Annotated in this window: 4 protein-coding genes; all 4 read right to left on the reverse strand. The window is 70.1% G+C overall.

Going from position 1 to position 25805, the window contains the following annotated elements; all coding sequences use genetic code 11:
• Positions 1–5: 5 nt before the first annotated feature.
• From AC5ZH6_RS12485 to AC5ZH6_RS12500, 4 genes are read right to left on the reverse strand one after another with little or no spacing between them, the layout of a single operon-like run.
• Positions 6–1337, reverse strand: a complete 1332-nt coding sequence (locus tag AC5ZH6_RS12485; RefSeq protein WP_265077949.1) for an MFS transporter — start codon at positions 1335–1337, stop codon at positions 6–8.
• The gene (locus tag AC5ZH6_RS12490) at positions 1337–14809 is read right to left on the reverse strand and encodes an amino acid adenylation domain-containing protein (protein WP_496169077.1); all 13473 of its coding nucleotides are present in this window, start codon (positions 14807–14809) and stop codon (positions 1337–1339) included. Before AC5ZH6_RS12490 ends, AC5ZH6_RS12485 begins: the two co-directional genes overlap by 1 nt.
• On the reverse strand, positions 14806–22569 hold the full coding sequence (locus tag AC5ZH6_RS12495) for an amino acid adenylation domain-containing protein (protein ID WP_496169079.1): 7764 nt from the start codon (positions 22567–22569) through the stop codon (positions 14806–14808). The genes AC5ZH6_RS12490 and AC5ZH6_RS12495 overlap by 4 nt, the downstream gene beginning before the upstream one ends.
• Positions 22566–25763, reverse strand: a complete 3198-nt coding sequence (locus AC5ZH6_RS12500; RefSeq protein ID WP_496169081.1) for an amino acid adenylation domain-containing protein — start codon at positions 25761–25763, stop codon at positions 22566–22568. The genes AC5ZH6_RS12495 and AC5ZH6_RS12500 overlap by 4 nt, the downstream gene beginning before the upstream one ends.
• Positions 25764–25805: the final 42 nt, after the last annotated feature.

The raw sequence follows: 25805 nt of genomic DNA on the forward strand, positions 1-25805 counted from the left end.
GCGGGTCAGGACACGGGGATCGCGGTCGGGCGTTCGCCGCGCACGCGCACCAGCGAGCGCAGGACCACCGCGCAGATCAGCGACAGGACCAGCAGCGTCAGCCCGAAGTAGATCACCGCGTCGGAGGCCACCCAGATGGCTCCGTACGCTCCGGCGACCAGCGAGCCGACCGTCACCCCGCCCACCTCCTGCGCCATCCAGATCCCGTTCACGCGACCGAGCAGTGGACCTGGGGTGTGTTGCTGGATCAAGGTGTAGCGCAGCACCTCCTGGACGGATTCGAAGTACCCGACGACGACGAGCAGGCCGAGCATCAGCCACGCGTAGGGCGCGAGTCCGAAAGCGATCATGATGACGAAGGTCAGCGTGAGCGCGGCCAGCAACACCACGCCCGGCCGTCGGAGTCCGCCGAGCCAACCGCTGGTGATCGCGCCCAGCATCGCGCCGGTGGCCACCGCGGCGAACAGCAGGCCGGTGATCGAGGCGTTTCCGTCGAATCGCTGCGCCACGAGCGCCGGCAACAGGGCGACGATGCCCGGCGCGAACATCGCCAGCGTGCCCACCGCCATCACCGCGGTGATCACCCGCCGGGTGCGCAGGAACCGCCACAGGGACGGTGTCGTGGCGGCGGTGGTTTCGACGGTCGTCGTGTCGTCCGGGGTGCGGTCGCCGGGCTCCTCGTCGGCGCGCTCCGATCGGTCGCCGAGAATCGCCGCATCCGGTGGGAGACTCGGCAATCCGAGAAGGATGAGCACCGCCACCGTGGCCACCACCGCGGCGGTGACGTAGGCCCACTGCACGCCGGCCGCGCCGATGATGAATCCGGCGATCCCGGGGGAGACCGCCGAGCCCAGACGAACACTGAACGCCCCGAGCGCACCGACCGAGGGGAGGTGTCTCCTGTCGATCAGCGTCGGTATGGCCGCCATCAGCGCGGCAATGGACAGCGCCCCGATGAGCCCGTCGGTCACGGCCAACACATAGAGCACCGGTAGCGCCGCAGCCTGACCGAACACGCCGAAGGCATTGGCGGCCAACCCCATGAAGGCGAGCGCGGCCGCGCTGCGCCCGACGAGGATCAGTGACCGGCGATCGAACCGGTCGGCGAGGACACCGCCGAGGGGCATGCCGAGGAACGTCGCGAGGCCGGTGACCGCGGTGGCGGTGCCGACCTGCATCGACGATCCGGTCAGGTTGTACACCTGCACCGGCACCGACACCAGCAGCATGCCGATCCCCACGAGGGAGATCAACCGGGCCACGAAGATCCGTCGGAAGGGCACGCTTACCCGTAGCGGGGTGATGTCGATGAGCACTGCTCGGACGGCTGCGGCCATCAGTTCTCTCCAGGTGTCGGGGTCGTGTCGTTCTCGGTGAGTGTCGTGAGCGCGGCGACCCATCGATCGGCCAGTGCGGCCACCGTATCGTCGTCGACCACACCGGGCTGCGACACCCATGTGGCACTCAGTTGCGGACCGTCGGGCCCGTCGAGGGTGACCACGTTGATGATCAGGCCGTAGCCGGCGGGCATGAGCTCGCCGGGGCCGATCTCCGCCGATTCCGGGGCCATGGCCCATCCGTCGAACTCGAAGGACCGGTATCGGCCCAGATAGTTGAATTCGATGGCGGCCGAGGGCAGATCGATACCGGCCACATGGCGCAGGAGGCCGTAGCCGAGTCCGCCGTCGGGGATCTCGGCACGGGTGGCGGCCAGCGCGCGGGCCTGTGCGGCGGCATCCGATCCGCCACCGACGACAACCGGATGCACGGCGGTGAACCATCCGACACTGCCGGTGAGGTCGGCACCGGGTACGGCCTGCTCCTCGCGACCGTGCCCCTCGAGGTCGACGAGTGTCGGCGCGGGTAGTGCGGCACCCAATGCACCGAGCAACACGTCGTCGATACCGACCCGCAGCCGTGCCGGCAACGGACCCAGGACGGCTCGCGCGACCGGCGTGTCGACGGTGACCCGATGCCGGTGGGCGTGGACCTCGCGATCGATGTCCGGGGCCGGTGGCCGCGAGAACACAGGCGCGGTCGCCGAGGCGGTGAGCCGCTGCCACAGGGGGAGTTCGCCGCGGCGATCGGCTGCCACCAATTCAGTTGCCCAACCGGCGAATCCGGCCGGAACCGGGCCGAGGGAGACCGGCTGACCGGCGACGATCTGGGTGTAGGCGGCGATCAGTTCGGGGACGACCACACGCCACGAGACGCCGTCGACGACGAGATGGTGGATCTGCAGGAGCAGACGTCCGGGTTCGTCTCCGAAGTCCAGCCACACCACCGACATCATCACGCCGGCCGCCGGGTCGAGGTGCTCGCGTGCCCGCTGCGCCACCGCCGTGACATCGCGGTCGGTCTCCCGGCGCACCGGGACGGGTGCCGAATCTGCGGGAATGTCGAAACGCCAGGGGTTTTCGTCGGCGACGAGTCGTGCCCGCAGCATCGCGTGCCGCGTCGTGAGTGCCGCCAGAGCGCCGGAGAGGGCCTCCACATCGAGTCCGGCGGGCACGGTGAGCAATGCCGACTGATGGAATCCGGTGACGAGCCGGGCATCGGATCCGGCGAGCGACTGCAGCCAGCGCACGATCGGGGTGGCCGGGACCGGGCCCGACTCGAGACGCGGCAGAGCCGCGGCTTCGGTGGCCTGCCCCGCCACGGGGACGCGCAGGCGTGCGGCGAGTTCGGCCGGGGTGCGATGGGTCATCACATCGCGGGGGCCGACCACGAAGTTCGCTGCACGCAATCGCGCGACGAGCTGCATCGCCACGATGCTGTCACCGCCGAGTTCGGCGAAGTCGTCGTCGATCCCGATCTCGTCCGCGGCGAGATCGAGCACCTCGGCGAAGGCCTCGCAGATGCGTTGCTGCTCGGGTGTTTCCGGCGTGCGGATGACCCGATCGAACGACGGCTCCGGTAGTGATCGACGGTCGATCTTCCCATTGCTCAGGGTGGGGAATGTCGCGCAGATGACCACAACCGCGGGCACCATGTAGTCGGGTAGTGAGGACCGTAGCCGCGCGCGGATGGCGGAGGCCTCCGGTGTCCGATCCTGGGCCGGTACCACGTACCCGATCAGATGACCGCCCCGGGCCACCGCGATCGCGGCCGAGACGTCGGCATCGGCGAGCATCGCCGCCTCGACGTCGCCGAGTTCGACGCGGTGCCCGCGGATCTTCACCTGATCGTCGCCACGACCGCGATACTCGATCGCCGCCGCGCCCGGTCCATTTGCGCCTGCGGTCGTCCAGCGCACCACGTCGCCGGTGCGATACATCCGGGTGCCGTCGCCGGCGATCGGGTCGGCGACGAACCGCTCGGCGGTCAGTTCACCACGCGCGAGGTAGCCGCGGGCCAAACCGGCACCGGCGAGGTACAACTCGCCGTCGACGCCGTCGGCGACCGGCAGCAGATGGTCGTCGAGGACGTAGGCGCGCACCCCGTCGACCGGATGGCCGATCACCGGTCGGGGCGTGTCGGACACCCGCGCGACGAGCGCGTCGACGGTGGCCTCGGTGGGGCCGTAGAGGTTGTAGGCGTCGGAGTCCGGTAACGCGCGCAGCGCCTCCCACTGTTCGCCGGAGATCGCTTCACCACCGAAACCGATTGCGGCCATCGACCTCTCGACGCCGCCGAGCTGCCGAAGATGTGACGGGGTGAGTTCGAGGAAGTCCCACCGCTGCTCGAGGAGGGTGGCCGCGAGAGCCTGCGCGTCGCGCTGGACCTCGTCGTCGACGATGCTCACCTCGTGGCCGTCGAGCAACCACAACTGCGGCTGCCAGGAGGCGTCGAAGGCCAGCGACCACGCATGCCCGACTCGCAGCCGCTCGCGGCCGGTGCGCGCCACCGCAGGCCGGTGCAGCATCCGGCGGTGGCTGGCGAACAGGTTGCTCAACCCCCGGTGGGTGATCACCACGCCCTTGGGTGTCCCGGTCGATCCGGACGTGAAGATGAGATAGGCGGGATGCTCGGGATGGATCGGGGTGCTGCGTATCTCCGGCACCCACGACGCCTCGTCCCCGCGGGGTGCGAGGAGATCGTCGTCGAGGCGGTCGATGATGCGTTGCGGCCGGGCGGCCTCGATCATCGCCGCCACCCGGTCAGCGGGGGTGTCGGGCTCGATCGGCAGGTACGCCGCACCGGCATAGAGGACACCGAAGATCGTCTCCATCGCGGTGATCCCGCGCGGGAGCCGGACGACGACGACGTCCTCGGCGCCGATCCCGGCGCCGATCAATCGGGCGGCGATCAGCCGGACCCGGTCGTGCAACTCGCCGAAGGTGCGTCGCCCGTCCGGCCCGCGCAGCGCCGGCGCCGACGGGTCCCGCTCGACCGCGGCGTCGAGCAGCACGTCGAACGTGGTCGGTTCGGGGCCGGGCCGGTACAGCTCCCGGCGCTCCCGGGTGGTCCGGATGTCCAACTGACGCAACGGCGTATCGGGCCGCGCCGCCATGAACTCAAGAATCGTCACGAGCCGCTTTGCCATGGCCTCGACGGTCGGCCGGTCGAACAGGTCGGTGCTGTATTCGATGACCCCGCCCACACGTGCCCCGCTCGATCCTGCGGTGGTCGCGTCACCCGAGGTCGAGTCCTCGGTGAAGTCGAACGACAGATCGAACTTCGCGGTCGTCGGTGCGGGCAGCGAGGCGGGGGGATTGCGCTCCGGATCACCGCCGGGCAGCACGCCGTCGACGTAGACCACCATCGTCTGGAACAACGGGTTCATCGCCGCCGACCGTTGTGGGGCAACGGCTTCCACGACCCGTTCGAACGGGACGTCACGGTTGGCCAGAGCCGCGAGGTCGGCCTCGCGTACCCGTGCGAGCAGTTCGGTGGCCGACGGGTCGCCCGACAGGTCGGTGCGCAGGACGACGGTGTTGAGGAAGAATCCGACCAGGCTCTCCAGGCGAGTGTCCGACCGCACCGTCACCGGGGTACCGAGTGCGATGTCGTCTCCGCCGCCGAGCCGCGACAGCAACACCGCGACCGCCGTGCGCATCAGCATGAACATCGACGTCCCGGTGGCCGCAGCGAGGCGGCGCAGGTCGCCGACGAGTTCGGCACGTAGTGCGAGGAACACCCCGTCGCCGCGTCCGGACGGGCGTGGCGGTCGGGTGTGGTCGTAGGGCAGCGCGAGCTCGTCGGGTAGCCCGTGCAGCGTCTTTCGCCAGAAGGCGAGTTGTCTCTCGCCACGCCCACCCTCGATCAGATCTCGTTGCCACGCAGCGAAATCCGAGTACTGAAGGGGCAGCCGCGGCCACTGGGGTGCGCGTCCGTCCGCTCGCGCACGATAGGCCGTGGTCAGGTCTGCGCGCAGCGGCGGAGCCGACCATTCATCGGTCGCGATGTGGTGGATCGTCACCAGCGCCACGTCATCGGTGGTCGCCACCCGAATGGGGATCTCGGTCGCCAGGTCGAACGCATGCCCGGCCACCCGGGCGAGATCGGTCGGGTCGGTCACCGTCTCGACGACGATCTCCGGATCGTCGAGGACCTCGGGACGCTGGTCGGGGTAGCGGGTTCGCAGGACCTCGTGGCGCGCCACCACATCGGCGACCGCCGCGCGCAGCACCGTGGGATCGATGGTCTCGGCCAGGCCCGTCGGTCCGCCGGGCCGCCACAGCATCGGCACGTTGTAGGTGCTCGTGGGTCCGGCGACGCCGTGCAGCGTGAGCATCCGCTCCTGCCCGTAGGACAACACCGCGCGTCCACCCGCGCGGCGCCGCAGTTCCGGTGCGCGCGCGGCGGTGTCGGAGTCTGCGTCGGCGGGCAGGGCGAGGAGGTGTGCGGCAAGCCCGGCGACCGTCGGGTGATCGAAGAGTGTCCGCAACTCGAGATCGTGGCCCAGGGTGTCGCGGATCAGGTTGATGGCCCTGATCGCGAGCAGTGAATGTCCGCCGAGGGCAAAGAAATCCGCATGCACGTCGGCGACCGGGTGACCGAGCACAGCACCGAAGATCTCCGTGAGATCGGTTTCGATCGTCGAACGTGGTGCGGTGGCGCTGTGCTCGTCGACACCGCTGTTGTCGGCGGTGTCCGGCACGGGTAGCGCCGACCGATCCAGTTTGCCGGTGTGGTTGTACGGGAACGACTCACACACCACGATCGGGGTCGGGACCATGTAGGACGGCAGACGTCGCCGCACGGAACGCTCGACCGCCGACACCAGTGCGGTGTGATCGGCCAGGGATCCGGAGGAGGATGTGTCGATGACCGACGGGTCGGTGGGCACGATCCATCCGATGATGCGGTCACCGTCGACGCGAACGGCCGCGGCGGCCACCCCGTCGACGGCGCGCAGACATGCTTCGATCTCGCCGAGTTCGACCCGGTTGCCACGGACCTTGACCTGGGTGTCGGCACGCCCGAGGTACTCGAGTTCGCCGGAGCGGCGGACGACGAGGTCGCCGGTGCGATAAAGCCGGGCACCGGGCACGTCGCCGGTGGGATCGGCGACGTAGGCCGCCGCGGTCAGGTCGGGCCGGCCGAGATAGCCGCGGGTCACCGGGATCCCGCGGACATACAGTTCCCCGGTCACGCCGTCGGGAACGCGCCGCAGCGACTCGTCGAGGACGAGCAACTCGGTGCCGGCAACGGGCCGGCCGATCGGCACCGTCGGGCCCGTGACGGTCGGGTCGGCGAGCCGGTCGGTCACGACGACGGTGGTCTCGGTCGGGCCGTAGGCATTGATCAGCGACACCCCGGGTGCCGCAGCGCCCACCCGTCGGGCCAGCGCGGCCGGCAGGGCCTCACCGCCGGCGATGATGTGGCGCAGGCTCGGTAGTCCGGCGAGGTGGTCCACGAACAACTCGAGCAGCGAGGGCACGAAAACCGTGGTGGTGACGGCGTACTCGCCGATGAGTCGGGCCAAGTGCCGTGGATCCCGGTGGTCGCCGTCCGCGGCAGCGACGACCGTGGCACCGGTGACGAAGGGCAACAACAACTCCCACACCGCGCCGTCGAAGCCGACAGGTGTCTTGGCGAGGACCACATCCCCGGCGCCGAGGCCACCGGGAATGGTGTCGCGCCGCCAGCGCAACACATTGACCACGTTGCGGTGGCTGACGACGACACCCTTGGGTGTGCCGGTCGAGCCGGAGGTGTAGATGACGTAGGCCGCATCGTCGGGTCGTGCCGTGCGACGCAGGACACCGGCGGCACCCGGGGTGCCCGGGTCGATCGGCGATCCGCCGGCCCCGAGGAGGATCGTCGGGATCCCGGGCGCCGCCGCCCGGGCGATGGACGCGGTGACGGTGTCGGCGAGTACCGCGACGGGCCGGGCGGCGCCGAGGATGGTGGAGACACGTTCGGTGGGAACGTCCGCGTCGATCGGCAGATAGGCTGCGCCACTACGCAACACGCCCTGGAGGGCGACGAGCTGCGCCGCACCACGGGACATGAGGACGGCGACCACCGGATCGGCGGTGCCGGCGAGGTGTTCATCGAGCCGATCCGCGATCCGCAGTGCGGTGGTGCGGGTGTCGGCATAGGTGAGCGCAATGCCGCTCACGTCACGGACGGCGAGGACATCGCCGTGGGTCCCGGCGTATTCGTCGAGCAGATCGACCACGGTCGTGGAATCGTCGGCCGTGCCGCGCGGACCCCGTTCCTCGGTGCGTAGACGCGCGATCTCGGCGTCGTCGAGCAGGACGATGTCACTCACCGGGACGTCGGGATCGTCACCGACCGTGGCGAGTACGCGCATCAGGCCGCGCAGCAGGGTACGTGCCGTCGAAGGATCGAACTGTGCGGTCGCGTACTCGAGCGCGACGCTCAACTCACCGGAGTGCGTGAGGTCGACGACGGTGAAGCCGAGGTCGAACTTCGCGGACTCGGCGACCAACGGCATGAATGTGGCCCTGACGCCGAGGAAGCTCTGCGGAACCGCGTCGAGCGGCAGATACGAGACACTGACCTGAAACAGCGGATTACGGCCCGACTCGCGGCGCGGTGTCAGCCGTTCGACGATGCGTTGGAACGGCACGTCCTGGTGGTCGAAGGCCGCGAGATCGGCCGTGCGCACCCGCTCGACGAGTTCACCGAAACGAGGTCGGCCACTCACGTCGGTGCGCAGCACCTGCGTGTCGACGAAGAACCCGACGAGATCGTCGAGTGCCGGGTCGTTGCGTCCGGAAATGGGGCTGCCGAGCGGGATGTCGTCGCCGGCACCCACCCGATGCAACAGAACCGCAACCGCGGCCTGCACCACCATGAACATGCTGGCGCCCCGCGCCGAGGCGAGTGCGGCCAGGCGGGCCCGGGTCGCCGCGTCCACGATCGCGGTCTCGGTGGCCGCGGGTCCCGCCACACCCGGTCGCCGCGCGTGATCACGCGGCAGCGGCAATTCGTCGGGCAGATCGGCGAGCGTCGAGGCCCAGAAGTCGAGTTGCTCATCACCACGCTCGATGAGCCGATCCCGTTGCCAGAGCGCGTAATCGGCGTACTGGACCGGCAGCGGAGCGAAGTCGGGTGCGGTACCCGCCGCCCGCGCGAGATATGCGGCGGTCAGATCGGTGAGCATCGGCCGGTCCGACCATTCGTCGGTCGCGATGTGATGTGCGGCGATCGTGAGCACACCGGCGAGAGTGCCGGTGGCAGAAGGTTTCTCCAGCAGATCCAGACGGAACCGGATCGGGGGAGCGGTACGCAGGTCGAACGGGCGGGTCAGCGTCTCGCGGGCCCGTTCACCGAGCACCGCCTCCGGGTCGTCGACGTCGTCGAGCGTGTGCACCTCGACCAGCGTCCGTGCGCCGATCATCTCGGAGATCTGCTCGACCGGCAGGATCGATTGGTTCGCGACGAGATCGGCGGCGCTGCCGGTGGTGTCGGTTCCGTCGCCTCCGTCGACGATGACGGTACGCAGGCTCTCGTGGCGGATCAGCAGGTCGGCCACCGCGGCCCGCAGGGCGTCGGGGTCGATCGCCTGGTGCAGGCGGATCACGTGACCGTAATGGTAGGAGGTGTCGTCGGGATCGAGGCGATAGAGCACCCACAGCCGTTCCTGCGCCGGGGACAATGGGATCCGATCCGGGCGGGGCCCGACGACGATGTCGGTACGCGATCCGGTGAAGTGCACCCGGGCGGCGATCTCGGCGGGAGTCCGAGCCTCGAACAGATCGCGGATGGTGATCTCGGCGCCGAGCTCGCCACGCAACGCCGACACCAGTTTCATCGCGGCCATCGAATGTCCGCCGAGTTCGAAGAAATCGTCGTCCACACCCACCACCGGATCGGCGGTATCGGCGGCGGCTTCGCCGGTATCGATGGCGCCTCCGCCGTGAAGCCCGAGGACCTCGGCGAACACCGCACACAGCCGACGCTCGAGGTCGGTGCGCGGGGCCCGCCGGGTGGTGGCCGGCGCCGGCTGCGGCAGCGCCTTCACGTCGAGTTTGCCGTTGACCGTCATCGGGAATCCGGCCACCGACGCGAACAGCGTCGGCACCATGTAGTCCGGCAACGTCGCGGCGAGGCGCCTGCGCACATCGGCGACGTCGACACCGAGCTCCGGATCCGCCGGAATCAGGTAGGCCACAAGGCGTTTGACGCCCGGTGCGCTGGGGTCCTCGGCGGCGACGACGGCCGATCCGGCGACGTCGTCGAGTGCGGTGAGCGCGGCATCGATCTCGGCCAGCTCCACGCGGTGGCCGCGGACCTTCACCTGATCGTCGGTCCGACCGAGGAAGTCGAGGTTGCCGTCGGCGCGCATCCGCATCAGATCCCCGGTGCGGTACAGGCGCCCGCCGGTGCCGAACGGGTCGGCAACGAACCGCTCGGCCGTCAGATCCGGCCGCCCGAGGTAGCCGCGCGCCAGGCCGGCACCGCTGATGTACAACTCGCCGGCAACCCCGGCCGGAACGGGACGCAGCCACCCGTCGAGCAGGTGCGCACGGGTGTTCCAGATCGGTGTGCCCACCGCGGACGTGTCGGACTCGTCGGTGCCGATGCCGAGTGTGTTGATCGTGTACTCGGTCGGCCCGTACAGGTTGTAGCCGAAGGTCTTCGGGTGTTCGCGCAAAGCCGTCCACACGGGATCGCCGACGGCTTCGCCACCGAGCAGCACCAGCGGTGGCACGTGCGTGTCCTCGTCGAGGAGACCGTCGGCGAACAACTGTGCCGCGTAGGTGGGGGTCACGTTGATGACGTCGATGCGATGCCGTGCACAGTAGGCGACGAGCGCGGCGGAGTCGCGACGCAGATCCTCGTCGCAGACGTGCACCTCGTGGCCCTCGACGAGCCAGAGCAATTCCTCCCACGACATGTCGAAGGCGAAGGACACGGTGTGCGCTATCCGCAGCCGCCCCTGCACACCGGCGGCGCGGGCCACCGCGATCGCCGGCTCGAACACCTTCTCCCGGTGGTTCAACTGCATGTTGGTCAGGCCACGGTAGGGGGTCACCACACCCTTGGGGCGTCCGGTCGACCCCGATGTGTAGATCACGTAGGCCGGCCAGTCCGGGTCGACCCGCGGGACCGGCCAGGTGGGGCCCGCGGTCTCGGGGAGATCATCGATCACCAGCGTCGGTACCGCCACGCCGGCGAAACGCGCAACGACGCGACTGTGCGACAGGATGATCCGCGGTTCGGCGTCGGCGAGGATGCCGTGCAGCCGGTCATCGGGATGATCGAGTTCCAGCGGGAGGTACGCGGCGCCGGCCCGCAGGATCGCGAAGAGCGCCACCACCGTGTCGATACTGCGCGGAACCGCAAGCGCGACAATGCTCTCCGCGCCGATGCCGTGGTCGTACAACACGTGGGCCACCCGATCGATGTGGGTGTCGAGGTCGGCGTAGGTCATCCGGAGCGCGCCGAAGACGAGGGCTTCGGCGTCGGGGATCGACGCGGCCCGCTCGGCCAGCAGGTTGGAGACCGTGAGATCGGGCAGTGGGTGGGCCGGGCCGTCCAGGCCGGCGTCTTCGGGGAGGTCGAGGTCGACCGAGCCCACCGGGTCGGTGAGGTGATCGCCAAGGATCGCCAGTGCCCGCCGGAACCGGGTGAGCAGCGCCGTCGCGGTCTGCTCGGAGACCAGATCGTCGCGGTACTCGAGCCGGAAACGGATGTCGGCCGACGGGGTGACCACCACGGCGACCGGATAGTGGGTGTGATCGAGGCTGCCCTCACCGATCACGTCGTGCAGCGCCGCCTGTTCGCGTTCCTCGTCGTCGGTACGGAAGTTCTGCAGCACGTAGAGGACGTCGAAGAGCACCGGGTGCCCGGTCTCCTGCTGCAGCCGCGCCAGACCGATGTGGTCGTGCGCCATCATCTCGACCCGCTCGGCCTGCATCCGCCGCAACAGTTGACCGACGGTCTCGTCGGGCCGCAGTAGCGTGCGCACCGGCACCGTGTTGAGGAACAGACCGATCACGGTGTCGATCCCGTCGACCTCGGTGGGACGCCCGGCGACCGTCGAACCGAAGGCGACATCGCTGCGTCCGAGCTGCCGCGACAACGTGAGATTGAGTGCGGCGGTGATGATCGTGTTCAGGGTGACACCGGCCGAGCGTGCGTCGTCGCGCAGCCGTGCCGACAGATCGGCACCGAGCTCGACGTCGAGGCGTCGGGGCGCGCGAGGAGTGGAGCCGGCCGCGCGGGGCGCGATCAGCGCGGGTTCGTCATAGCCGGAGAGGTGGTCGGTCCAGGCCGTGATCGACGCATCGTCGGACCCGTTGGCCGCCAGCCACACCAGATAGTCCCGCAGTGATGCCTCTCGCGCCGGCACCGGGGTGTGATGGAGATGAGCGAGCAACCGCGAGACGAACAGTCCACCGGACCAGCCGTCCCACAACAGGAATCGCCGGTTCACCACCAGCCGATCGCGGCCCCCGGGTAGGTGGATCAGACGCATCCGCCACAGGGGAGCGCGGTCGAGTCGAAAGCTCGTTGCGCGGTCCTCGGCGAGGATTCGTTCGACGCGCTCGCTCAGGTCGGGGTTGGTGGCGTCGGACAGATCGATCTCGGCGACGTCGGGTCGTACGTCGGCGGCGATGATCTGTACGGGCCGCCCGTCATGCTCGACGAAGGCGGCGCGCAACTCCGGATTTCCATGCAGGAGTGCATATGTCGCGTCGGTGAGCGCCACCGGGTCGATGCGATGGCCGAAGTCGAGCCAGAACTGGGCGGTGTAGATGTCGGCGTCGGCATCCATCTGCGCCTGGTAGTAGAGACCTTCCTGCAGCGGCGTCAGCGGCCACACGTCGGCGATCTCGCCGTGCACGGCGGTCAACGCAGCCAGCTCGTCGGGGTCGAGGACCACGAGATGCTGCGAAGCCGCCCGGGCGACGGCGTCGATGAGGGCGTCGGCGAGGGCCTCGGCGTCGGCGACCAGTCCCGGATCGACCTCGACGATCAGGGTCCGCACCCCCTCCGATTCGACCCCCTCCGATTCGACCCCCTCCGATTCGACCCCCTCTGCGACGACCCCCTCTGATTCGACCCCCTCTGCGACGACCCTGACCCGGACCGGGTGATCGGTCGGCAGACCGTAATCCCCGACGAGCACCGTGGGTTCGGCGATCTCGCCGGTCGCCCCCGCGGCCGTGAACGCGGCGCCGACCTGCGGAGACAGGTGGCGTAGGAGGTCGAGCGCCGGACCGGGCACGGGTGTCGTGCTGCCGTCGGCGAGGTCGATGCGCATAGGGGTGAGCCCCTGGAACGGGCCGGTGGTGCGTTCGGCGCCGGCCGGCCGGAGGTCGGTGACGACGTCGACGAGCAGATGAGTGCCGACGCGTGTGCCGTAGACCGCGCGCACCGCCTCGGCGACCGCCGACAGCAGTTGCCGGGTGGTGGGTGCCGTGGCAGCCGGAATCGTGCGGCGGCAGACGGGTTCGGGTATCACGGCTTCGGTCGCCGTGGCGCCGTCGTGAGGAGCGGGGAGAGCCGCTCCCGGTGCGAGGATCTCCATCCATCGGGGCAGGGCCGAGGTGTCGGTCGCCGCCGCGGTCAGTTCGGCGACGGCCCGACCGAGGGACATCGGGACCGGGTCGACATCGGGTTCTCGCCCGGCGGCGACGTCGGCGAGGGCATCGAGGAGGTCGGCCCGCAGGATCGACCGTGACGCCGGGTCGACGACCGCCGAATCGAGCACCACCGTGAGGGTGTCGCCGTGCTCACCGAGGATCGCATACGGCGGCTCCGGCTGCTGCGTCATGGCCGCGCCCGGGATGTCGACGAGCCGGATCGCTGCGGTGTCGGTGGGCGCGGTGCTCAGTGTCCAGAGGATCGGCACCGGGCGGGAGAGGGTGGTGCGCAGCGCATCGTGACGTGCCGACAGACGGCCGAGAATCCCCTCGATCGTCTCGGCGGTCGTCTGCGGCGCCAGCGGCACGTGAATCCGGCTCGGCGGCAGCTCTTCCGGATCGTCACCACCTGCCCGGAGCCGCAGCAGGGCGGGCGTCACCGCGGCCGACGGCATCGCCTCGTCCTGGCGGACGGGGTCGGCGCCGTCGAGGTGGACGAGCCGGTCTCCGGGGCGGTCGGCGAGGCGGGTGAGGAATTCGTCGAAGGCGGCGGCGAGCGTGCGTGCGTCCTCGGCTGCCCCGTCGACCGCGCGGATGACCACCTCGGCGGGAAGCCCCCTGCGGCGCAACTGTATCTGGACCTCCACGTCGGAGACCGGTCCCGACGCCAGGGCGTGGACGACCATCGGTTCACCGCCCATGGTCTGGGTGGTGGTGTGCGACATGACATTCACGCCCAGACCGAACATGCGATACGGGCCGGTCGATTCGGCGGGGTTTGTCGATGTGGCGGGGTCGGTCGATGTGGCGGCAGCGGCGGCGAGCGCGCGACCGAGATCCTCACCGCGGAATCGGCTGTGCGGCAGGAGCGAGAACAGGGCACGGTCGACGCGTCGGGCGAGGTCGGTGAGACGATCGCGATCGGATGCCTGCACCCGCAGCGGCAGGACACTGGTCACCATCGACGGGGTCGTCCGGATCCGGCGGTCCACCCGGCCACTGACCGGTAGTGCGAACACCAGGTCGTCCTTGCCGGTGCGGGTGTGGGCGAAGGCGGCGACCGCGGCGATCAGCATGATCGTCGGCCGGACCCCGGCGCGCGTGGCCGATTCCCGGAGCACCGACAGACGTTCGACATCGATCTCGAAACGTGCGTGTGCGCGTCCGACGCCCGGCGCCACCTCACCCTCGAGCAGCCGAACCGGGTCGGGCCGGTCGGCCATCATCGTGGTCCAATGCCGTCGATCCGCCGCGAATTCCGGGCCGGTGCGATAGGCCTGCTCGGACTCGATGACCTCGCGCAATGTCCAGCCCGCGGCCGGGGTGGCGCCCTCGTACGCCGAGCGCACGGCCTCGCAGAAGGCGACCAGCCCCATCCCGTCGCAGACGAGGTGATGGACCTTCAGATAGATGTACACCGGTGTCGGCGCGCCGGCAGCGCGCCCGCCCACCCGGAGCAGACTGCACTCGGTCAACGGGCCCGCATGAATGTCCATGGGCCGCGCCATGTCCGCGGCCATCCACTGATGGGCGTCGTGGCCGCGCAGGTCGACGATGGGCACATCGAAGTCCTCGATCGGCAGGACGCGCTGACCGAGTTCGCCGTCGAGCTCGGTGAACACCGCGCGCATCGCCTCGGCCCGATCGATGGTGGCCAGGACCGCCGCGCGGAGACGTTCGAGATCCAACGACGCCGTGGCCTCGATGTAGAGCCCGGTGTTGTAGAGCGCGGGGTCGGCGGCCACCTGCAGCCCGAAGTAGATGTCGCGCTGTCCGGCGAGCACGGGCACCACCGGTTCGCCCGCACCGGTTCCGGGGGCTGACGCGGATGCGGACGGTTGGGTCGTCGAGGTCACGTGGGAACTCCGGAATCGTCGAATGTGGACTCGTCACGTGCGGACAGGGCGGCCAGGGTGGACAACGCATCCGCCCATGCCACGCCCAATCGCGTCACCGCGTCGTCGCTCAGAAAGTGCTGCAGGTAGCCGAAGGTCGCCGAGAGAACGGGCCCGTGCGCCTCGTCCCGGCACACCACGTCGATCTCGAGCAGATGATCGCAGCCGAGATCGGGGTCGGGCAGCGCCCGCAACGACGACGACTCGGCCGACGGCTGCCACGCGCCACCGCTGCCCACGGTGAATCGGCCCAGATAGTTCAGCAACACCGAGGCCTTCGGCATCGTCGCCAACGCCGCCGAGGTCTGCGGGTTGAGGTGACGCAGCATCCCGTATCCTGCTCCGGCGCAGGGCGTTTCGTGCCATTGCCGGTCGGCGTCACGGACCGCGTCCAGCGGGTCCGCGTCGTCGTCGGCGGGTCCGGACAGACGCACGGGTGCCATGGTGGTGAACCACCCGACGGTGTGTGAGAGATCCATGGCCCCCAGGCCGGCCGCCTCGGTATCGCGGCCGTGACGCTCGGTGTCGACGATCAGATCGGCGGTGCGCAGGACCGCCGAGGCGGCGATTCGCAACGCGCCCAGGAAGATCGATGTCACCCCGACATCGAATGCGGCAGGCGCGTCGGTCACCAGCGCCCGCGAGGTCGCCACGTCGAGGGTGACCACATGACGACGCTGATCGCCGACCACCCCAACGCCCGCGGGTACACCGGGCAGCAGGTCGCCGCCGGGTGCGAGAACCCGAACCCAGTGGTCGAGTTCGCCGAGCAGCTCCGGTGCGCCCGCGCGAGCCGCCACCGCCGCGGCGTGGTCGGCGATGGTCGCATCGGAGCCCGCGGGCAGTCTGCCGTCTGTGTGGAAGGCCACGAGGTCGTCGATGAGGATGCGCCGCGACACCCCGTCGACGGCGAGGTGATGGATCACCAGCACGAGCCGACCGGCATCCGCGTCGGTCGCCGGCCGCAGATGGGCGGCGGCGACCATACGTCCCTGCGTCGGTGCCAGGCGTGCGGCCGCGGCGTCGGAGGCGACGGTGACGGTGTCGGCGACACTTCCGTGGGCATCGATCGGCATCTCGACGAGAATCTCGGCCGCGGGGACCGATCCGGGTGGCGACACCGTCAGGCCCCACACCCCGGCGGTCACAGACAGGGTCATGCGCAACGCATCGTGATGATCGAGAAGCGCTTGGAGTGCGGCGGTGAGGGATTCGGTGTCGGCATCCGGTGGGGTGTCGATCACGAGCGACTGGTTCACGCGGTCCACGGTGCCGCCGAGCTCGCGCAGTCCGTGCATGATCGGCAACAGGGCGACGGGCGTGGGGGCCGAGTTCGGCGCACCGTCGTTCGGCGCACCGTCGTTCGGCGCACCGTCAGCGGGCGCGACGATCGGTTCGGCAACGCCGGCGAGACCGGCGACGGTTCGGTGCGCGAACACCTCGCGCGGCGTGATCCGCAGGCCTCGGCGTCGAGCCCGGTTGACGATCGTGGTGGACAGGATGGAGTCACCACCGAGGGCGAAGAAGTCGTCGTCGACGCCGATCGACGTGGGGTCGAGCCGCAGCGTCTCGGCGAAGATCTCCTGGATCATCCGTTCGGCGTCGGTGATGGGCTCATGGCCCGCACCCGACTCGGCCGGGGGTTCGGGATCGGGGAGTGCCGACGTATCGGTCTTACCGTTGGTGGTCAACGGGATCCGGTCGAGCAGGGTGATCGCGGCGGGCACCAGGTGCTCGGGCAACCGCTGGGCGAGTGCAGCCCGGACGGCGTCGGCGGTCAACTCGGCACCGGCCGGATCATGGCCTGCGGGAACGACGTAGGCGAGCAGCCGGGGATCACCACCGGGGCCGGGACGGGCGATGGTGACCGCATCGGCGACTCCGCGCAGCGAGCCGATCGCTGCGGTCACCTCGCCGAGTTCGATGCGGTAGCCGCGGATCTTGACCTGCAGATCGCTGCGGCCGACGTAGTGCAGCTCACCGGTCGCGGTGCGGCGGAACAGGTCACCGGTGCGATAGACGAGCCCGCCCGGGCTCGTCGGGTCGGCGACGAATCGGGTGGCGCACAATGCCGGCCGGTGCAGGTAACCGGCGGCGACCTGCGGGCCGGCCAGATACAGCTCGCCGACCACGCCGACGGGGACCGGGCGCAGGTGCCGGTCGAGTAATCGCCCGGTGAATCCGGGGAGCAGCGCACCGACGTCGCTGCCGGTGGCGTGAGCGGCTGCGGCGGCGTCGATCTCGCGGTGGGTGGCGTGCACGGTGATCTCGGTGATGCCGTACATGTTCACCGCCCGGACCCTCGGGTGACGGCGCAGGAAGCCGGTGAGCCGTCGGGGGTCGAGGGCTTCGCCGCCGAACACGAGATACCGTAGCGACGCCAACGAGGTGGGGCCGGAAGTATTGTCGTACAACGATTCACCGGTCTCGTGGGCCGACGAGACCGTGGCATCGAGAGCGGCGAACGCCGACGGCGTCTGATTGAGCACGGTGACGCCCTCGCGGGTGATCAGTGCGGCGAGATCGGCGGGGGACCGGGTGGTGTCCCGATCGGCGATCACCAGCCGGGCGCCGGTCGACAACGCGCCCCACATCTCCCACACGGAGAAGTCGAATGCGTAGGAGTGGAACAGCATCCAGACGTCGTCGGCGTCGACGTCGAAGAGGCCCCGGGTGTTCGCGAGCAGCGCGCAGACGTTGCCGTGGGTCACCTGGACACCCTTGGGGCGCCCGGTCGATCCGGAGGTGAAGATCACATATGCCGTGTGCCGGGCGCGGATCGTGATCTCGGACCACTCGGCCGGCGGGCCGTCCGAGCCGGCGCGGCTCAGGTAATCGGCGTCGACGGTGAGCACCGGTCGGGCGTCGTCGAGGATCGTCTCGATCCGCTCGGCCGGATAGGCGGGATCGATGGGGACGTAGGCCGCTCCGGCGCGCAGCACGGCGAGAACCGCGATCACCTGATCGGCACCGCGGGGCAGCACCAGTGCCACCAGGTCGCCCACCGTGACGCCGTCGGCGACCAGCTGCGACGCGAGTTGCGCACTACGCGAGTCGATCTCGCGGTAGGTCAGAGAGGTTGTGACGTCGCTGATCGCGACCCGGTCGGGGTGTCGTGTCACGGTCGAGGTGAACACCTCGACCAGCGTCGACGGACCGCGGGTGGCCTCGGTGGCGCCTCGGTTTTCGTCCGGAACCCCTACTGACGCAAGCGCATGGACCGCATCGGGCATGACGAGCCCGGCCAGCCGCCGGTCGGGGTCGGTGGCCAGCACGTCGAGCACGGCGACGGCGCGATCGGCGAGCCGATGTGCGGTGTCGTCGTCGAACAGATCGGTCGCGTACTCGAGCCGCAGTCGCAGTCCACTGCCGTCGCCGGTGTCGGGTAGACCCACGAATTCGTAGGCGAGATCGAATTTCGCCGTACGGGTGGTCGGGAACAGCGGCGTGGCCACGAGCCCGCCGAACTCCGGGGCCACGATGGGATCGCGGTACTGCACCATGGTCTGGAACAGCGGGTGCCGGGCCAGCGATCGGGTCGGTGCGAGCGCGGCGACGAGCTGCTCGAACGGCAGATCGGCGTGCGCGTACGCGTCGAGATCGGCACTGCGGACACGTGTGAGTACCTGTGCCAGAGTGGGATTCCCGCGCAGGTCGGTGCGCAGGGCGAGCGTGTTGACGAACATCCCGATCAGGTCTTCGGCGGCGGCGTCACCGCGGCCGGCGATCGGGGTGCCGACCACGATGTCGTCACCGGCACCAGAGGCGGCGAGGCTCAGCGCGACCGCGGCGTGGACCACCATGAAGCGCGACGTACCCGTTGCCGCGGCGAGACGGTCGAGGGCACGGCAGACACCGAGCGGGAGCGTGCGATGAACCTCGGCGCCGCGATGGGACGGTTCGACCGGCCGGGCGCGATCGACCGGTAGTGCGATCTCGTCGGGTATCCCGTCGAGTGTCTCCCGCCAGTACGAGAGTTGCTCGGCGGCAAGCGAATGCGGATCGGACTCGTCACCGAGCCGCGCCAGCTGCCAGATCGTGTGATCGACGAATTGGACCGCCGGAGCGGCGGGAACCCGATCATCTCGGTGCTCGACGACGGCGCGATACCCGGCAGCGAGTTCGTCGAACAGTCGTCCCGCCGACCACTCGTCCGCGGCGATGTGATGCACCGTGATCAGCAACACCGACGATGTCGCCGACAGGGCGATCAGGTCGGCGCGCAGGACCCGGTCGCGGGCGAGATCGAACGGTCGTGCGATGAGCGCGGCCATGGTTCTGTCGAGGTCGGTGGTGTCGTGCTCGGTGGTCCCCGGGCCGTGCTCGTCGAGGCGGTGCTCGTCGAGTGTCGTCGCCACCGCATCCGGGGCATCGATGACGGGATGGCCGTCGACGATGCGGGTTCGCAACACCTCGTGGCGGGTGACGATGCCGTGTAGGGAGTCCCGCAGGGCGCCGGCATCGATCGCGGTGCCGGCGTGGGCGTCGAGCCGGACGGCGAAGGCCACCGTGTAGGCGGAATCGTCGACTCCGGCCTGGAACAAGAGCCGTTGTTGAGCCGGCGACAACGGCAGCGGATCGGGGCGCTCTGCGGCGCGGGGCCCGGACCCGCCGGTGGTGTCGTCTGCATCCGTGGCGTCGCGGCCGTCGGCAAGTGGGAGCAACCCCGCCAGATCGGCGAGTACCGGGTTGTCGAAGACGTCGGCGACCTGCAGCGCCCGGCCGGTGGCGACGCGCAGCCGGGTCACCATCCTCGTCGCCGACAGTGAGTGGCCGCCGAGATCGAAGAAGTTCGCATCGACGACCGGTTCATCGATGCCGAGGACGTCCGCGGCCGCGGCGACCACAAGTCGTTCGTTGTCGGTCCGGGGCTCCCGTCCGCCGGTGCTCGCAGCGTGGTCCTCGGGGGCGATGAGTGCCCGGCGATCCACCTTGCCGCCGGGGGTGAGCGGCAACTCGTCGAGCACGGTGATCGTCGACGGCACCATCGCCGCGGGTAGGGCCTGACCCACCGACGCGGTGACCGACTGCGGTGACACGGTCCCGGAGACGAACGCGTGGATTCGGTGGTGGCCGTCGCGAGTTCCGGTGGTGGTCACCGCGGCCTGCGCCACGCCGTGCACGGCGGTCAGAGCGGCTTCGACCTCGCCGAGTTCGACTCGCACACCGCGGATCTTGACCTGTGCGTCGCGGCGTCCGAGTAGGCGCAGTCGCCCGGCGGTGTCGATCAGCCCCCGGTCACCGGTCCGATACATCCGTGCACCACCGGTGACGTCGGCGACGAAATGGGTGGCCGTCCACTCGGGATGCGCGCGATAGCCGCGTCCGAGTTGTCCGGCGCCGGGCCGTATTTCGGACACATACACCTCGCCCGCGGTGCCTGCCGGTACCGGACGCAGCAGGTGATCGAGTACGACGATGCGCGTGCCCGGCACCGGTGTTCCGACGTGGATCGCGCCACCGTGGTCGCCTGTGATCGCGCCCGTCGTGACATCGCCGGCGACCTCGGAGGAACCGTAGGAGTTGATGACCTCACCGGCATGTGGGGTGAGCGCAGCCGCGACGGCCGGGGGCAACGGTTCACCGGAAACGATCCACCGATCGAGATCCGGTGCACGACCGTCCTCGACGATGGTGTGCGCGAGTGACGGCACGGCGGTGATCTGCCGGACACCGTGGGCGGCAGCGAGTTCGGCGAGTCGGCCGGCGTCACGGAGTCCGGCGTCGGAGGCGAGGACGACGGTGGCCCCGGCCGACAACGCGCCGAGGAGCTCGGTGGTTCCGTCGATGAAGGCGATCGAACTCTTCGCCAGGACCACCGGGGCTTCCCAGTCGGTGGCGGCCCAGGAGAGCCGGCGAGCCAGGGCGCCTGCGGTGCCGATGACTGCCTTCGGTGTACCGGTGGACCCGGAGGTGTAGACCAGGTAGGCGGCCGAATCCGGATGCGGCGATACCGGTTCGGTGTCGGACGCGGTGTCGGCGGCGAGCTCAGCGCGGGTCAGTTCGGTCCGGGTCAGCTCGGCGTGGGTCAGCTCGGTGCAGGTCAGTTCGGCGGCGAGGGCGTCGTCGACGACGAGGTCCGGGCGCGCGTCGGTGAGCATGAACTCCACCCGCGCCCTCGGGTAGGCGGGATCGATCGGTAGGTAGGCGGCGCCGACCCGGAGCACGGCGAGCAGCACGGCGACCATGCCCGGCGTGCGGTGCGTGTGGATCGCGACGATCGACTCGGTGCCGATACCCCGCGCCCGCAGCGCGGCGGCGGCGCATGCCGCGGCGCGGTCGAGGTCGCGGCGTGAGACGCTGACCTCGCCGGCGAGGAGAGCAACCGCGTCACCCTGTCCGGCGGCGAGGTGTGCGATGCGCCGGGCAGGTGGCTCCGCGGCGGTGGCGGGTGGTCCGGACATGATGGAGGGGTCGCCGCGGTCCGATCGTGGCAGTCCGCCGCGTGGTGTGTCCGGTGCGGCGCCGATCGTCTCCAGCATGCCGAGCAGGCGATCGAGCAGCGCCGGGTCAGCGCCGCGGTGCTCGAGCAGGATTCGGATGTCGGGTTCATCCTCGACGAGAACCGTTGCGGCGTAGGTGTTCTCGTCCTCGAGCTGGGGTCGGACCGCGCCGCGGGGAAAGCTCTCGAAGACGAGCAGCGTGTTGAACAGTTCCCCGAGCCCGGTCGCCGCGCCGATGTCACCGAGAGCGGTGTGGTGATGGGGGAGCAGGGCGAGTTGTTCGCGCTGGAGTCGGGTGATGAGCTCGACGACGGTCTCGGTGGGGTCGAGCCGGACCCGCACCGGGATCGTGTTGATCAGCATGCCGACCATCTCGTCGACACCGGGCAGTGCGGGATCACGGCCCGAGACCACCGCGCCGAAGACGACATCGTCGGAGTCGTCGAGGTCGGCGAGCACCAACGCCCACGCGACCTGGATGAGGGTGTTGACCGAGGCGCCCGCGGATCGTGCGGTGGTACGTAGCCGCCGCGACGCCTCGACACCGAGGGAGCGTGCGATCACCCGGGAACGGTGTGCGGCAACGGGATCGACCGGTACGAGGGTCGGTGCCCGCAGGCCAGTCAGCGCGCGACGCCACGAGTCCAGTCCGCTCGGCAGCGTCGTCCGCCACCGATGGAAGTCACTGATGGGAACGACCGGGTCGAGTGGTTCGCCGCGCAGCACGTGCACGATCTCGTCGACGACGCGGTGCAGGGACCATCCGTCGAGGGCCACGTGGTGGACCACCAGCAGCAGGTGTGCGGTACCGGCGCGCGCGTCGCGGGCCACGACCGCGCGCAGGGGAGGTGTGGAGGTCAGGGAGATCCCCTGCCGGCGCAGGGATTCGCGGAGGCCGTCGGGCCCCCCCGACTCGGCGGGATCGACGGTGTCGATCCGGATCTCGACCTCGGTGTGCACGCGGGCGACCGGCGCCCCGGTACGCCGTCGCGTGTAAGAGGTCCGCAGCATGGCGTGCCGGGCGATCACCGTCTCCAGCGCCGACCGTAGCGCCGAGTCGTCGACATCGCCGGAGTCGGCACCGGACGCGACGACGGCGAGGTCGAGATCGGCGATGATCAGATACGGGTCGTGGGAGTCGTGCTCGCGCGACCGCGTGGAGTGATAGACGATCGCCTCCTGCACCGCGGTCAGTGGCAACACGTCCTCGAGCGCCGGCTTTGCCTGCGTGTCAACGCTTTCGGTGACGGCGCCATCTGTTGCCTTCGGAGCGCTCACAGCAGGTCCTCCCCGATCAGGTCGTCGAGCTCGTCGGCGTCGATCCCCGCGGTGGTGTGCGCACGGGGTTGCGGGCGGTGATCGTGTGGTGGTGTACCGCGCCCCGGATCGCCGCCCGGATCGGTGCCCGCCGATCGGGAGACGATCGACGCGACTGCCGCGAGCCGGGCGACGGTCGGATGGTCGAACACGTCGAGAGAGGTGAGACGCACACCTCCGACGGCTGCGCGGGCGACGACGCGAACGGCGGTGAGGCTGTCTCCGCCGAGAACGAAGAAGTCGTCGTCGGCGCCGACGCCGGCAACCCCGAGCACCTCGCCGACGATCTCGGCGAGGATGCGTTCGGTGTCGGTGACCGGGGCCCGACCCTGACCGGCCAGAGCCTGAAAGTCCGGTGCGGGCAATGCAGTGCGATCGACCTTGCCGTTGGGGGTCAGCGGGATCGCCTCGAGCACCTGCACGGTGGCCGGGATCATGTAGTCCGGCAGCCGCCGGGCCAGATGTGATCGCAGCGCCGACGCGTCGATCCCGGATTCTCCGGCGGGGGTCGCGTAGGCCACCAACCGGCCGTCACGCTCGACCACGACGGCACGCTCGATCGAGTCATGTTCTGCCAGTGCGGTTTCGATGTCACCGAGCTCGACGCGGAAACCGCGGATCTTGACCTGGTGGTCGGTGCGGCCGAGGCATTCGATCTGCCCCGTGGCCCGGCTGTGTTCCGATGTCCTGCGGCGAGCCAGATCGCCGGTGCGGTACATGCGTGTCCCGGGCGCCCCGAACGGGTCGGCGAGGAAACGTGTGGCGGTGAGCCCGGCTCGTCGGTGGTATCCGCGGGCCAGTCCGGCGCCACTGAGGTACAGCTCGCCGATCGCGTCGTCGGGGACCGGGCGCAGGGTGGCGTCGAGGATGCGGACCCCGGTGTTGGCGATGGGCGAGCCGATCACGATCGCGTGTTCATCGACCACCGGTGCGGTGGTCGACCAGATGGTGGTCTCGGTGGGTCCGTACATGTTGCGTACCGATGCCGCCGCATCGAGCAGGCCGGCGGCAACCCGGGTGGGAAGTGCCTCCCCGCCGACGAGCACGTCGACCCCGCGTAGGGCCTCGGCGTGTTCTGAGTCCAACAGCGCCGACCACAACGACGGGGTGGCCTGCATGTGGTCGATGCGGTGGGTGCGCAGCAGCCCCGCGAGCCGCCCGGGATCGTGGACGTCGTCGGCGTCGGCGAGGACCACCGTCGCGCCCGCGGCAAGGGGGACAAGGGTTTCCAACAGGGCGATGTCGAAGGCGATGGTGGTGACCGACAACACCGATCGCCCCGGCCGATAGCCGATCTCGTCGATCATCGCGTCGGTGAAGTTGCGCAGTGCGCCGTGCCCGACGACGACACCCTTGGGGGTGCCGGTCGAGCCCGAGGTGTAGATCACGTAGGCGGGATCGCCGTCCCGACCGCCGGCACGGCCGGCACGCCGGGTCGACGAGGCGGTGTGCTCCCGAAGCCGACGGACACTCACCCCGGTGGGGCCCTCCTCGACGACGGCAACCGGGTCGGCATCGGCGAGGGTCGCCGAGATCCGTTCGGCCGGAAAACCCGGGTCGAGCGGCAGGAATGCCGCGCCGCTGCGATGGACGGCGAGGAGTGCGACGACGAGATCCACCCCGCGGGGCAGCGCGACGGCGACGATGTCCTCGGCATCGAGTGCGCCGAGCTCGTCGGACACCGAGGCGATACGGGTGCGCAGTTCATGATGGTCGATGCGCGCCGCGCCACAGATGAGCGCGATCGCGTCCGCGGGTTGGGCGGCGATCCGATCGAGCAGAGATGTCGCGCCGATCGGGGTGCGGGTCCTGGCGTCCTCGTCGCGGATTCGGGCCGCGCGGCGCTCGTCGGCAGCGCCGTCCAGCGAGACCGCGCCGATGCCCACGGTGGGCCCAGAATCGGGGCGCACGGAGTCGATGGTGCGGGCCGCCGCCTCGGCGAATTCGGCTATGCTGCCGGCGATCTCGTCGACGCGCCGTGGTGGGTACAGGTCGGCGTCGGCGTCGAGGACCAGTTCGAGATCGCCGTCGAGGTCGGCGGCGGTGATCGCCATGTCGACGAGCGGCCCCCGAGCCAGCGACCGCACGTCGGCGACATGCCCGCCGACGGTGACGGTCGCCGAGAACGGCTTGATGTTGAGCGTGGGACCGGTCGCGCCGTCGACGCCTCGTCGCCGCAGGTCCCGAACGATGTCCTCGCCACGGTATCGGGCGTGGGGGGAGACGGTACGCAGGCGGTCGGTGACCCCGGCAGCGATCTCGGCGATCGAGCGGTGTGCGGGCGTGTGGACGCGCAACGGAATCACGTTGACCGCCGAACACGCGCAGTTGGCCACCGGGGAGCCGAGCCGGTTCATCATCGGGAAGCCGAGCACGACGTCGTCGGTGCCCGCGAGCCGCCCGCAGAAGGCGGCGATGACGGCGGTCAGGGTCGACGGATTCCGGGTGAGTGCTCCGAGCGTGGGAATCACGGTGCGGCGGGTGAGGATTCGCGAGGCGACCCGATGACCGCGCGGGCGGTCCGACAGTGTCAAGGGCGCCGTGATCCCGGCCAGTTGGTCGGCCCAGAAGGTGCGGTCGTCGACTCCTGCTGCGTCGAGTCCATCGGGCAGGTCGGTGACCGATCGGAGTCGGCGCGGATCGGCCGGATCGTCGTAGAGGTGGCCGATGCGGCGGGTCAGGAGGCCGAGTCCGTAGGCGTCGAGGACCAGGTGGTGAGCCACGATGAGCAGGGCGATCCGGTCGCCGGCGCACACGATCTCGATGCGGGCACAGGGGCCGGTCCGCGGATCGATGGACCCTGCGACGACGCTGCGCGCGTATTCAAGTGGCGTGTCGGCGTCGCCGCCGCCTCGGAGCTCGACGCGGGTGACCGGCACCGGGTCCCCGAGGACGAAGCGCAGGCCCGAGTCCGTCCCGGAGTCGGTGGCGGTGGTGGGCTCGACGAATCGGGCACGGAGCAGATCCGCTTCCGTGACCGCCGCCGCGACGGCGGCGGTCAGCCTGTCGAGGTCGGGCGCGGAACGGAATTCGACGAGCTGACCGATCGTGAACACCGCAGACGTCCCGACCACCGACTGCGCGGCCCACAGCCCCAATGCGGCCGCGGACGCGGGGTACGAAGGCTCGCGAGCGGCGAGATCGAGCTCAAGCATGATAGGAGAGCCTACCCTTGCTTAGGCAAGGGTCATCACACG

The sequence above is a fragment of the Gordonia sp. YC-XJ4 genome (assembly GCF_059511865.1).